Raw genomic sequence first — 12220 nt, forward strand, 5'->3', positions numbered from 1 at the left:
GAAGGTTGCGTGCGGCTCGCGCCGCTGCTATGGGCCGCACGCGCCCGTAATGGGCGAGACGTCGACCACGTACATCTGACGCATGCCTTCGTGCACGGAGTCGATGCAAACGGCCATGCCGTCGCGGCTCCATCGCGGATGCAGATCGCAGCGGTTTTCCTTTCTCAGCTCGGGCGTCGCGTAGAACTCGCCTAGGTCGATGCGCACGCCGTCGCTAACGTCGAAGAGAAACAGACCGCGCTTGCCGGTCTGCGCGTCGGGATAGGTATCGGAGAGCAGCCAGCGTGAGTCGACGGGAGAGAACGACATGTGGCCGTTTTCGGTGAGCACGTCGCGGCCTATCACGGTCACGTTGCCCGCGTCGCTGTCTTCGTAGAGGTGGTAGTGAATCTCGCCGGTATGCGGACCCCACACGATGATATGTGAGTCGTCGCGCCACAATGGATGCGAGATCTGATACTCCGACTTCTCATAGTCGAACGTGCCGACGGCCTTCGGATCGAACGCGTTAGCGAGTTGTGGAAGCGGATGGTCCGAGCATTCGAGCAGACGCATGCCGGTACCGTCCGGATTCATCGTGATCAGGCGATGCAGGAAGCACGTTTCGTCCTCCACGCGCTCGGTCCAACGATGCAGAAACAACACGCGCGACGACGACGGATTGATCTCGATGTGGCTGACCCAATGAATCGCCTGCTCCATCGATCGCTTCGAATGGAAACGGCGCAACGCCGCGTAACTGACGAGGAGCGTCACCTTGCCGGTCGCGAGATCCATCCGATATATCCCGTCCGTGGCGGGCGCGCGCAGCATGCTGAGCGGTCCCCCGTCCCCGCTGTAGCCGATGGTCTCGTGCGTGACGTGGAGACGCCGGTAGTCGACGCACAGCGCGTAGCGGCTATCGGGCGCGGTCACGTAGACGGGCATCGGCAACGCTCGCTTCGCGCCCGTGTCGAGATCCAGGATCGTCGCGCCAAAGCCCGGAAAACGCGCGGATACTTCGTGCGCGCGCACGTTGTAGATGACCTTGCGGCCAGGCTCGCCGTCCAGCCATTGCAACTGGCAGCCCATTTGCCAGTTCCACGCGCGCGTCGTGTCGAAGGCGTGAAAAGCGCCATCGTTCTGCAAGTCGAAGCAGCCGAGCTCGACTTCGAGTTCCGGTGCGAGAGGCGCATCCATCATTGCGGCCCGATGCGCCAGCACATATCGCCCGGTGCGGTCCCATGCCGTTTTGTTGTAGTAGCCGAAGAAATGATGCGCTGTGCCGTCGCCGAGGCGGCTCGCCGCGCAAGGACGAACGACGGCGTGCATGGCGGACGATATCGCTCCGGCCGTCGCGGCGGTGTGAATGGCATCAAGCGAACGCATCGGCGAAAGGCCCTTGACGAAAAGTAGACGTCAGCATATCGCTGCATTTTGAATCGATAAAATTCGAATTTGTCGCGATGCTATTCAGTTTCGATATACGCCGAGCGCAGTTGCGCGATGCGCTATGCATCCCCGTCAGACAGAAAGCGAAACACATGACCCGACCGTTGAACTTTCAGCTTATCCAGGCGTTTCGCGCCGTCATGCAGAAAGGCACCACCACTGGCGCCGCGGCGATGCTCAACACGACGCAGCCTTCGATCAGCCGCCGCCTCGCGGAACTGCAAAGGTGCTCGGGCCTCAAGCTGTTTGAAGCGCATCATGGGAGGTTGAGACCGACGAGCGAGGGGAAGCTGCTGTACAAGACCGTTCAGAAGCACTTCGACGGGCTCGAGAAGATCGAGTCGGTGGTATCGCTGTTGCGCAAGTCGGGCACGGGCGCACTGTGCATCGGCTGCACGCCCACGCTGGGCGTCGGGCTGCTGCCGGAGGTCGTCCGGACGTTCAGGACGCAGTTCCCGGAGACGTACATCAACATTCAGACGCTCGCCACGACGCAACTGACCGACTTGCTGCGCCAGGATCTCTTCGACCTCGTGCTGACCACGGGCAAGCTCGACGAACAGGACTTCGAGACGGCCGTCATCAGGACGACGCCCGCCGTATGCGTGTTACCGCCGGGTCATCGGCTCGAAACCGAATCGGTGGTGCGCGTGGAGATGCTGCGATCGGAGCCATTGCTCTCGCTGGGCGAGATGGACGACCTCACGATCGACATCGAGAACCTGCTGCTCGCGCACGGCATGCCGGCCGAATTCTCCATTCAGACGACGTCGTCGATCACGATCTGCGCACTGGTGGCGGCCGGTAACGGCGTGGGCATCGTGAACCCGTATGTCGCCAACACGTATGCGGGGAAGTTGTCGATCAGGCCGCTCATGCCGTCTGTCGACGTGGCCGTGCGCATGGCCATGCCTTTGCACACGGCTCCGTCTCTGCTCGCGCGCCGTTTCGTCGAAGCCCTCGACGCGCATCTGCATGCGCTCGGCTCGGACGTGAGCGGATAACGCTGGGGCGCGACTCCGACGAACCGCTCAATCGACACGCTGCGCGCCGATTTCATGTTCGACACCCGCGTGATGCTCACTGACGGGCAACGCGGTTTTCATTGCGCGCTCACGCAGGAAGAGCCGCGCGCTATGCACAGCGGTCAGCGCAACCGCCATCCATATCGGCCCATACGTTCCCCACTGACTCGCTGAAATGGGCTCGCCGAGGAGGACGACCGCGACAGCCACGAGCAGCACCGGTTCGACGTAGCCCAGAATGCCGAACAGCGCCAGCGGCAAATAGCGGCTTGCCCGAAGATAAGAGCCGAGCGCGATGGTGCTCAATGCGCCAAGGCCGGGCAGCAATACCATCGACAAAAGCGGCGAATGCGCCACGACGGTGAACGAACCGCGCAGGACGAGCGCAATCAACGCGAACGGCGCGAGCAACATCATTTCGACGGCGAACGCCACTAGCGGATCCGCGTTGAAGCGCCGCCGCAATATGAAATACGGCGGATAGCCGAGCATGACGACGAGCGTCGGCCACGCGAATGCATGCGTCGCGATCAGTTCATGCGCCACGCCGACCGCGGCGGCAGTCACGCCGGCCCATTGCAGCGCGTCCAGCGGTTCGCGATAGTAGAAGCGCCCGAGCAGAACCATCACGAGCGGCATCAAAAAGTAGCCGAGCGACACTTCCAGCGCGCGACCATGCAGCGGCGCCCATAGAAAGATCCATAACTGCACGCCGAGCAGCGCGGCAGTCGTGGCGAAAGCAGCCAGCAGGCGCACGTTTTTGGCGAGCTTCGCAACGAGCGCGCATAATGGCGGCCATCGTTTGCGCAGGGCCACGAGCAACAACGCGCCGGGCAGTGTCCAGACGATGCGCCATGCAAAAATGTCGAGTCCGTCGAGCGGCGCAAGCCACTTCGTATAGCCCGACATGAGCGCGAACAAAGCGGAAGCGGCGACGGAAAGCGCAATGCCGCGTCCGAGAACATGCTGATTCATCGAAAGAAGCGCAGGGCGCCGAGTAATTGCATGGCCGACGAAGCGGAGAACTGCGCATTCTAAACGCCGCTCGTGCGGCTGACGCGCGCATTTCTTGCTAGAACGCTCGAATCAGCGAACTCTTTTTCTCACCGCGTTGTCTTAAACCGTTCACGCCGTCAGGCAACCTGGAAGACAGAAGTCGAGCGGCGCCACGCATCAGTCAGCCGCCGCTCACGTCATTGCATCAGCCGCATCCAACGCCGTGCTTCATGCCCGCAAGCACGCGAAGAAAACGCCGCATCGATGGAGACGTCATGACTCAACCTGCACCGTCGCCCCGCTTTTCCAGCGCCTTTGCCGAAGCCGTCCATGCTGGCTTGTCCAAGCGGCCCCAGAAAGAACTGCCTTCGATGTATCTGTATGACGAAGTCGGCTCCGCCCTCTTCGAAGTCATCACCGCGCTGCCGGAATACGGCGTGACGCGCGCCGAAGAACGCGTGCTGAAGGCACACGCCGCCGACATCGTGACCGCGCTGCCGGGCAATGTGAAAGTCGCGGAACTCGGAAGCGGCAGCGGGCGCAAGACGCGCCGCATTCTCGAAGCACTGTGTAAAAAGCAGCCGACCGCGTATTACCCGATCGAAATCTCGCGCACGGCCTTGCAACTGTGCCGCCGCGAATTGGGCGATATCGAGCGCATTTCGATTGTCGGCTACGAACGCGACTATCTCGCCGGACTCTCTGAAGTGAGCGCCCGGCGTAACGAAGGCGAGCGGCTCCTCGTACTGTTCCTCGGCAGCACCATCGGTAATTTCGCGCGCCTTGCGGCCACCAAATTCCTTCAGTCGATTCGCAGCATGCTCGAACCCGGCGACGCCCTGTTGCTCGGCACCGATCTCATCAAGCCGCTGCCGGTCTTGATCGCGGCTTACGACGATCCCATCGGCGTCACGGCGGCGTTCAATCTGAATCTGCTTGCGCGCATCAATCGCGAGTTGGACGGCGACTTTCCGCTCGATGCCTTCGAACACGTCGCGCGTTTCAATCCGGATGCACGCAGCATCGAAATGCATCTGCGCGCGAAACGGGCGCTCACCGTGCGCGTGCGCGAAGCCGGTCTGCGCGTCGAGTTCCGCGAAGGCGAGACCATCTGGACGGAGAGCAGCCACAAGTATGCAGCCGAAGAAGTCGCGCCGATTGCCGTCGATGCAGGCTTCGAATGCACGCGTCAATGGCGCGACGACGAATGGCACTTCGCGGAAAGTCTGCTGGTGGCGCGCTAGAGCGTGCGTGCTCAGTGTTGCTCGAAGCGTTCGTACCGCTTTTCGACGTAACGCTCTTCGCTGAAGAAATCCGTGACGCGGGCGTGCGGCGGCCCGCGCCGCAGCCATTCGAGCATCAAGTCGACCTGATTCGCCGCGCCCTGAATGACGGCTTCCACCGAGCCGTCACTGAGATTCGCGACATACCCGCGCACGCCGAGCGCATGTGCGCGCCGCACCGTGTGATGGCGAAATCCGACGCCCTGCACCACGCCTTTCACACGCACGTAATAAGTTTCGATCCTCGTATCGAGATCCGGGCCGGGCATCATGCAATTCCTCGTGACTGATTCATACGCCGCATTGTAGTCACGCGCGCCGATCCGCGTCGGACCGGCGCGGTCAGCCGAGGCGAAACGGCTGCGCGATGTCCGCGCGATCGCCGGTATGCGGACGCGGCACGCGCGGCAGCGTCACTTCGAAAATCGTGCCGGTTTCGGCGGACGAACGCACCTTCACGTCGCCGCCGTGCATCTGCGCGATCTCGCGCGTGATGTAGAGCCCGAGACCAAGCCCGCCCGAATCGTGCTGACGCCGCCCCGACCGATACGGCGCGAAGATGGTCGGCAGCAGGTCGGGCGGAATCTCGCCCGCGTTCTGCACGATGATGCTCACCTCCTGCGCGCCGCCTTCGAGCCGCACCTGGATCGACGCGCCTTCGAGCCCGTGTTGCAGCGCGTTGCCGATCAGATTCGAGAACACTTGCGAGAGCAGATCGCCGTCGCCTTGCAGGAGCGTGTCGCCCTGTCGCAGCACGAAAATGCGTCCCTTGCCGACGCGCGCTTCGTATTCCTCGACGATGTTCTTCGCAAGCGTGCTGAGTTCGACCGCTCGCGGCTGCAAGGTCACGCGGCCGCCGCGCAGACGCGCGAGGTTCAGCAACTGGTCGACCATGCGCACCATGCGCATGCCGCTCGACTTGATGCGCGTGCCGATATTCGCGACGTTCTCGTCCTTCACGAAGCGCGCCAGATATTCCGCCGATGCGATCACCGCCGACAGCGGCGTGCGCAGATCATGACCGAGCACGGCCATGAGCATTTCGTTCGCATCGAGCAGTTGCTGCACGGTCGCGAGCTGCGTCGCAAGCTGCTGCTTTTGCCGCTCGATCTGAATGAAGACATCGACCTTCGAATTGAGGATGCGCGAATCGAACGGCTTGTAGAGAAAATCCACCGCGCCCGCTTCGTAGCCGCGAAACGTGCGGTTCGTGTCCTGCGCCGTGGCGGTCAGGAAGATGATCGGCACGTGCGCGGTGCGCGGGCTGCCGCGCATGAGTTCGGCCAGTTCGAAGCCATCCATGCCGGGCATGTTGACGTCGAGGATGGCGAGCGCGACTTCGTGCTTGAGCAGAAGCTCGAGCGCAGCCGGACCCGATTCCGCCTTCAGCACCGACAGATCCGGCCGCGCGAGCGACGCTTCCAGCGCGGTGATGTTGTTGCGGATGTCGTCGACGATCAGCACGTGAATGGGTTGCGTCATCTGATGACTCCTTGCTTCGTTGTTGCCTGTCTGACGGCTCATCGGCGTGTGCGCCCGGCAAGGCGCGCGACCATGTCGTCCAGCGTGAGAATGTCCTGCACCGCACCCTGCGCGATCGCCCCGAGCGGCATCGCAGTCGCCGACGCGGTCTTGGGGTCCTGCGCCCAGCACGCGCCGCCCGCGTCACGGATCGCACGGGCGCCACGCGCGCCGTCGTCGTTCGCGCCGGAAAGCACGATGCCGAGCAGCCGCTTGCCGTACGCATGCGCCGCCGATTCGAACAACACGTCCACCGACGGACGCGAGAAGCGCACCGGCGGGTCCACCGACAGCGCAATTGCAGGCGGCTCGCCGCCTTCGGCCTCGACCATCATGTGATAGCCGGGCGGCGCGAAATACGCCGTGCCGGGCGCGATCTCGTCCTTGTCGAACGGCTCCACCACGCGCAAGCGGCAGCGTTCGGCGAAGAGCGCGGGCAAGAGGCTCGGCTGGCCGTGCCGCACGTGAACCACGATCAGCACGGGCGGCGCAAAGTCGCGCGGCAACTCGGGCAAGAGCAGATTGAGCGCCTCGACGCCGCCCGCAGACGCGCCGATCACCACGGCGTCGAAGGCATCGGTGAGGGCTGCGGTGCTCATCGCTATACCTTTTGATAAAGCCGCTCGCGGGCGTTGAAATCCGCGAAGCGGTCCGTGTGCTTCGAAAAACGCAGGCTTTCCTTGCTGCCGAGTCCGAGAAAGCCGCGCCGCACGAGCGAATCGCTGAAAAGGCCGAGCGCGCGATCCTGCAACGCGCGATCGAAATAGATCAGCACGTTGCGGCACGACACGAGATGCGCTTCGAGAAACACGCTGTCTGTCGCGAGGCTGTGATCCGCGAACACGACGCGCGACTTGAGCGTCTGCGAGAACTTCGCCGCCCCGTACGCCGCATGATAGTAGTCCGATAGCGAACGTTTGCCGCCCGCCGCGAGGTAGTTCTGGCTGAAGCCCGCCATGCGCTCCAGCGGATAGATGCCGCTCTCGGCCTGCCGCAACGCTTCCGCATTGATATCAGTGGCATAGAACACGGTGCGCTCCGCGATGTTTTCCTCGGCGAACAGCACGGCGAGCGACCACAGCTCTTCGCCGCTGCTGCACCCGGCGACCCACACCTTGATCGACGGATACGTCTGGAGAATCGGCACGACCTGCTCGCGTATCGCGCGGAAGTAGCTCGGGTCGCGGAACATCTCGCTGACCTGCACCGTAAGGTACTGAAAGAGCCGCCCGAAAAGCGCCGGTTCGCGCAGGATGCGCTGCTGCAACTGCGAAAGCGTCTCGCACTCGAGGTCTTGCACGGCCTGCGCGAGCCTGCGCCGCAGCGAACTCACCGCGTAATGCCGGAAGTCGTGCTGATACTTGAGATAGATGGCTTCGAGGATCAGCTTCAGTTCGATGTCGAACGTGGCGTCGTCCTCGTGCTTGCTGTCGTTCATCGGGTCGAATGCCGGTTCATCGCTGCCGCAGCCAGACGCGGCATAAAGACACGAGCTTATCCACGTCGATAGGCTTCGATATGTAGTCGTCCGCACCCGCCTCGAGACATTTTTCGCGATCGCTCTGCATGGCCTTCGCCGTCAGCGCGATGATCGGCAGGCGCGCGTGTTCCGGGTGCTTGCGAATCTCGGTCATTGCGGTGAGACCGTCCATCTCGGGCATCATCACGTCCATCAGAACGAGATCGATGTCGTCGCGGCGCGCGAGCGCCTCCAGCGCCTCGCGCCCATTGCGCGCGATCTCGAGCGTCGCGCCGAGCGGCTCGATCACGCGCGAAAGCGCGAAGATATTGCGCACGTCGTCTTCCGCGAGAAGGATGGTGCGGCCCTCGAACACGTCGTCGCGCTGGCGCGCCGCGCGCAGCATGCGCTGCTGCTCCGGCGGCAGCGCGCTTTCGACGCTGTGCAGGAACAGCGTGACTTCATCGAGCAGGCGCTCGGGCGACTTCGCCCCTTTGATGATGATCGATTTCGAATAACGGCGCAGGCGCTGTTCTTCTTCCTGCGAAATCTGCCGGCCCGTATAGACGATCACCGGCGGCGACGCGTGTGCGCTGCTCGTCGAGACCTTCTCCAGCAACTCGTAGCCCGAGCCGTCGGGGAGCGCCAGGTCCATCACGACGCAATCGAACGGCGCGCGCTTCATCTCCTCCAGTGCTTCGGAGATCGACCCGGCTTCGACGATGCCGACCGTCTCGCTCGCCAGCAACGCGTGGATGCTCTGCCGCAGCGCCAGGTCGTCTTCGACGACGAGCACACGCCGCGCGCCCTGCGACGAACGCGCTTCGAGCTTGCGGATGGCCTGCGCGAGTTCATCGCGGGCGCTCGGCTTGAGCGTGTAGCCGATCGCGCCTAGATGCAGCGCGACATCGGCGTGATCGGTGGCGGACAGGATGTGAATCGGGATATGGCGCGTGAGCGGGTCGTGCTTGAGCCATTCGAGCACCGTGAGTCCCGACTGATCGGGCAGGCCGATATCGAGCAGGATGCCGTTCGGCTGCATGGAACGCGCGAGTTCGACGCCTTGCGTCGCCGTGGCCGCATGCACGCAATCGAAGTCGAGTTCGTGAGCGAGGTCGTACAGGATGTGCGCGAAACGCCGATCGTCTTCGATCACGAGAATCACGCGATCCGGCCGCTGGCGTTTCGCACGGTCGTCGGCAATGCCTTGCGGCTCGGGCATCGAGGGCACCGGTTGCGCGGGAGCGGGAGCGGGAGCGGGAGCGACTGCGCGCGGCGGCTCGACGGCAGCCGGTTCCGGCTCCTTCATATGACCGATGGTGTCGAGCTTCGCGGTCACGGTGCCTTCATGGGCGGCAATCGGAAGCGTCACCGAGAACACGCTGCCCCGGCCGACTTCGCTCGATACACCGACCGAGCCGCCGAGCAGCCGCGAGAACTCGCGCGAGATCGAAAGGCCGAGGCCGCTGCCGCCGTATCTGCGGCTCGTCGTGCCGTCCGCCTGCTGAAACGCCTGAAAGATCAGATCCTGCTTGTCGCGCGGAATGCCGATGCCCGTGTCGCGCACTTCGAAGCGCACCGCGTCATCGCCCGCGCGCATCACGGCGACGGTCACGCTGCCGCGCTCGGTGAACTTGAAGGCGTTGGACAGCAGATTGCGGAGCACCTGAAGCAGCCGCTGAGAGTCCGTGACGAAGTACTGCGGCACGTCGTCGTCGATTTCGGTGACGAACGAAAGTCCCTTGCTTTCCGCGACGGGCGCGAACGATTGCCTGAGCGCCTGCAACAGCGACTCGACTGCCGTCGGCGCGAACTGCACGTCCATCTGCCCGGCTTCGACCTTCGACAAATCCAGAATGTCGTTGATGAGCGAAAGCAAGTCGCTGTTGGACGAATGAATGGTCGCCGCGTAGCGCACCTGCTCGTCCGTCAGATTGCCGTGCTTGTTGTCCTGAAGCAGCTTCGCGAGAATCAGCGAGCTGTTGAGCGGCGTGCGCAACTCGTGCGACATGTTCGCGAGGAACTCGGACTTGTACTGGCTCGCGCGCTCCATCTCCAGCGCATTCGCCGTCAACTCCTGCTGCGCCTGAAGCAGTTCCGCCTTCTGTCGCTCCAGATGCTGCGCGTGCTCTTCGAGCTGCACGTTGGTCTGTTCGAGTTCGGCCTGCTGCTGTTCGAGTCGCGCCTGCGAATCTTGTAGCGCGCGGCCACGCTCCTCGAGTTCTTCATTCGACACGCGCAGTTCTTCCTGCTGCACCTGCAATTCTTCGCTCTGGCGTTGCGTTTCTTCCAGCAATTCGACGAGCCGCATGCGATACCGCGCCGAGCGCATTGCCATGCCCATCGCTTCGGCGGCCAGTTCGAGCAGCACGCGGGCGTCGTCGAACCGGCCTTCGTTGCCGACGAACCCGACTTCGATCGCGCCGGTCACATCGCCATCGGCGAAGAGCGGTGCGACGATCACGCGCGATGCCGCCGCCGCGCCGAGCGCCGATCCCGCCTTCAGATAATGCGCGGAGGCATCGCGAAGCTGAAGCACGCGCTTGTCGACGAGCGCCTGCCCGACGAGCCCCTCACCGCGCGCGATGCGGCGCGGCGCGCCGTTCTCGTCGGGCAGCGCCCACGCCGCGATGCGTTCGAGCGTCTCGCCTTCGAGAGCGTAGACTACGCCGACCTTCGCGTTCACATACGGAATCAGCGAACGCAGGATGCTCACGCCGATGGAAGCCGGAGACTGTTCGCCGCGCAATTGCAGGCTCATTTGCGCGACGCCTTCCTGTAGCCACGCGGTGCGTTGTACGGCAAGCCGCGATTTGATATACAGATGCGCCACGACCGAGAGCACGAGCAGCACGAAAATGCCCATCGCGCGATTCAGTTGCAGGACGTCGTGACTGGCGGTGGCGTCTGCCGTGGACAGCGCGTAGCCGAGAATCATCAGCACCGACGACGCGCCCGCGGTGATCATCGGCACGGCGGGGCGGTCTATCCACATGCACAGCACGACCGGCAGCACGTAGAACACCCAGATCGCGACGCGCATGGGCGTCAGCAGATCGATAGCGAACACCACCGCAAGCGAAAGCGCGATGGCGAAGTAGATCCATAAAGCGTGGTTGCGAGTGTCTTGAGGCATCGTTGACCAGTAGTGTCCGTGTTTGCGAAGGCCGCGCGCCCCGCAGCAGGCACGGACCTTAGCACGAGCCGCAACGCGTTGTCACATCGGCCCCGGCGGCGTTTCGGGCAGCGATTTTCCGCGCGGCACTTGTTACGAACGATCGCGCGCACAGCGCATCTCACGAGGTAAGAATGACTGATATTTCCGGCTCTCGCGTGCTCATCACGGGCGCCTCGGGTTTCGTCGGGTCGGCGCTCGCGCGGCTCGCCATCGAACGCGGCTTCGACGTGCGGCTGCTCGTGCGCGCGACGAGTCCGCGCAAGAACGTGGAATCGCTCGACGCGGAAATCGTCGTCGGTGACATGCGCGACGAAGCGTCGATGCGCGCGGCGCTCGAGGGCGTGCGCTATCTGTTTCACGTTGCCGCCGACTATCGCATCTGGGCGCCGGACCCGAGCGAGATCGAGCGCGCGAATCTGCAAGGCACCGAGGCCACGATGCGCGCGGCGCTCGCCGAAGGCGTCGAGCGCATCGTGTACACGAGCAGCGTCGCGACGCTGAAGGTCACGCGTTCCGGCGCGATCGTCGACGAAACCAAGCCGTCGGATGCGGCGAGCACCATCGGCGCGTACAAGCGCAGCAAGGTGCTGGCGGAGCGCGCGGTGGAAAGGATGATCGCGAGCGACGCGCTGCCTGCCGTCATCGTGAATCCCTCGACGCCGATCGGCCCGCGCGACGTGCGGCCGACGCCGACGGGGCGCATCATCGTCGAGGCGGCAACGGGCAAGATTCCCGCGTTCGTCGATACGGGGCTGAATCTCGTGCACGTCGATGATGTCGCGAACGGTCACTTTCTCGCGCTCGAGCGCGGCAGGATCGGCGAGCGGTACATTCTCGGCGGCGAGAACCTGTCGCTCCAGCAGATGCTCGCGGATATCGCGGGGCTCGTCGGCCGCAAACCGCCGACGATCAAGCTGCCGCGCGGCCCGCTGTATCCGCTCGCCATCGGCGCGGAAATGTTCGCGAAGGTGAGCGGCAAGGAACCGTTCGTCACCGTCGATGGCCTGCGGATGTCGAAGAACAAGATGTACTTCACGTCGGCGAAGGCGGAAGCGGAGCTAGGTTATCAGGCGCGGCCGTATCGCGAAGGATTGCGCGATGCGCTCGACTGGTTCCGCGCCAACGGCTATCTCGGCACCTGAGACGCGCGGGCGTCGCGAGCCGCGAACGGCCGGGAGGCGGCACGCGTTTGCGTACGACGACTGCGCCGGCGGCGTCCAGCGAGCCGTCCGCGCTGCAACTCTTGTATAAGACCTAAAAAAACTAAGTTGTTGAAATAATGGGGAAACAGCCGTTTTTCAGTGCCTGCGCAGGCCCTCGTTCGCAC

General features: G+C 63.7%; 10 protein-coding genes. 3 read left to right on the forward strand and 7 right to left on the reverse strand.

What is annotated here, in order from left to right; translation table 11 throughout:
• Nucleotides 1-27: 27 nt before the first annotated feature.
• Nucleotides 28-1311, reverse strand: coding sequence for a hypothetical protein (locus tag GV035_RS27975; RefSeq protein ID WP_159839407.1), 1284 nt, complete (start codon nt 1309-1311; stop codon nt 28-30).
• Between the two features lie 212 nt (nt 1312-1523).
• Here GV035_RS27975 and GV035_RS27980 point away from each other — a divergent pair, with 212 nt between their 5' ends.
• Nucleotides 1524-2435: a LysR substrate-binding domain-containing protein gene (locus tag GV035_RS27980; protein WP_159839197.1), complete on the forward strand. Its 912-nt coding sequence runs from the start codon at nt 1524-1526 to the stop codon at nt 2433-2435.
• A 27-nt stretch (nt 2436-2462) separates the two neighbouring features.
• Here the strand turns inward: GV035_RS27980 and rarD are convergent, their stop codons facing one another.
• Nucleotides 2463-3431, reverse strand: a complete 969-nt coding sequence (gene rarD / locus GV035_RS27985) for an EamA family transporter RarD (RefSeq protein ID WP_159839199.1) — start codon at nt 3429-3431, stop codon at nt 2463-2465.
• A 296-nt stretch (nt 3432-3727) separates the two neighbouring features.
• On the opposite strand from rarD, the gene egtD reads away from it, so the two are divergent.
• Entirely contained in the window at nt 3728-4696 is a 969-nt protein-coding gene (gene egtD / locus GV035_RS27990; protein WP_159839201.1) for an L-histidine N(alpha)-methyltransferase, read from the forward strand.
• Between the two features lie 11 nt (nt 4697-4707).
• On the opposite strand, the gene GV035_RS27995 is transcribed toward egtD, so the two are convergent.
• The 5 genes from GV035_RS27995 to GV035_RS28015 form a co-directional block, all read right to left on the reverse strand.
• A complete protein-coding gene (locus GV035_RS27995) occupies nt 4708-5004 on the reverse strand; it encodes an acylphosphatase (protein WP_159839409.1) in 297 nt (98 codons plus the stop codon).
• Nucleotides 5005-5077: 73 nt separating this feature from the next.
• Nucleotides 5078-6217, reverse strand: coding sequence for a hybrid sensor histidine kinase/response regulator (locus GV035_RS28000; RefSeq protein ID WP_159839203.1), 1140 nt, complete (start codon nt 6215-6217; stop codon nt 5078-5080).
• 38 nt (nt 6218-6255) lie between these two features.
• A complete protein-coding gene (locus GV035_RS28005) occupies nt 6256-6855 on the reverse strand; it encodes a chemotaxis protein CheB (RefSeq protein WP_159839205.1) in 600 nt (199 codons plus the stop codon).
• Between the two features lie 2 nt (nt 6856-6857).
• Nucleotides 6858-7694, reverse strand: a complete 837-nt coding sequence (locus GV035_RS28010) for a CheR family methyltransferase (RefSeq protein WP_159839207.1) — start codon at nt 7692-7694, stop codon at nt 6858-6860.
• A gap of 16 nt (nt 7695-7710) precedes the next feature.
• Entirely contained in the window at nt 7711-10851 is a 3141-nt protein-coding gene (locus GV035_RS28015) for a response regulator (protein WP_159839209.1), read from the reverse strand.
• A 173-nt stretch (nt 10852-11024) separates the two neighbouring features.
• On the opposite strand from GV035_RS28015, the gene hpnA reads away from it, so the two are divergent.
• On the forward strand, nt 11025-12035 hold the full coding sequence (gene hpnA / locus GV035_RS28020; RefSeq protein WP_159839211.1) for a hopanoid-associated sugar epimerase: 1011 nt from the start codon (nt 11025-11027) through the stop codon (nt 12033-12035).
• The last annotated feature ends 185 nt before the right edge of the window (nt 12036-12220 follow it).

Source organism: Burkholderia sp. 8Y (assembly GCF_902506145.1).
Lineage (GTDB): Bacteria > Pseudomonadota > Gammaproteobacteria > Burkholderiales > Burkholderiaceae > Caballeronia.

Bases quoted from the DNA above. Each gene is read 5' to 3' on its own strand.
- GV035_RS28010 (WP_159839207.1), bottom strand. From the start codon at position 7,694: ATGAACGACAGCAAGCACGAGGACGACGCCACGTTCGACATCGAACTG.
- GV035_RS27995 (WP_159839409.1), bottom strand. From the start codon at position 5,004: ATGCCCGGCCCGGATCTCGATACGAGGATCGAAACTTATTACGTGCGT.
- GV035_RS28005 (WP_159839205.1), bottom strand. From the start codon at position 6,855: ATGAGCACCGCAGCCCTCACCGATGCCTTCGACGCCGTGGTGATCGGC.
- GV035_RS28015 (WP_159839209.1), bottom strand. From the start codon at position 10,851: ATGCCTCAAGACACTCGCAACCACGCTTTATGGATCTACTTCGCCATC.
- GV035_RS27975 (WP_159839407.1), bottom strand. From the start codon at position 1,311: ATGCACGCCGTCGTTCGTCCTTGCGCGGCGAGCCGCCTCGGCGACGGC.
- egtD (WP_159839201.1), top strand. From the start codon at position 3,728: ATGACTCAACCTGCACCGTCGCCCCGCTTTTCCAGCGCCTTTGCCGAA.
- GV035_RS27980 (WP_159839197.1), top strand. From the start codon at position 1,524: ATGACCCGACCGTTGAACTTTCAGCTTATCCAGGCGTTTCGCGCCGTC.
- GV035_RS28000 (WP_159839203.1), bottom strand. From the start codon at position 6,217: ATGACGCAACCCATTCACGTGCTGATCGTCGACGACATCCGCAACAAC.
- rarD (WP_159839199.1), bottom strand. From the start codon at position 3,431: ATGAATCAGCATGTTCTCGGACGCGGCATTGCGCTTTCCGTCGCCGCT.
- hpnA (WP_159839211.1), top strand. From the start codon at position 11,025: ATGACTGATATTTCCGGCTCTCGCGTGCTCATCACGGGCGCCTCGGGT.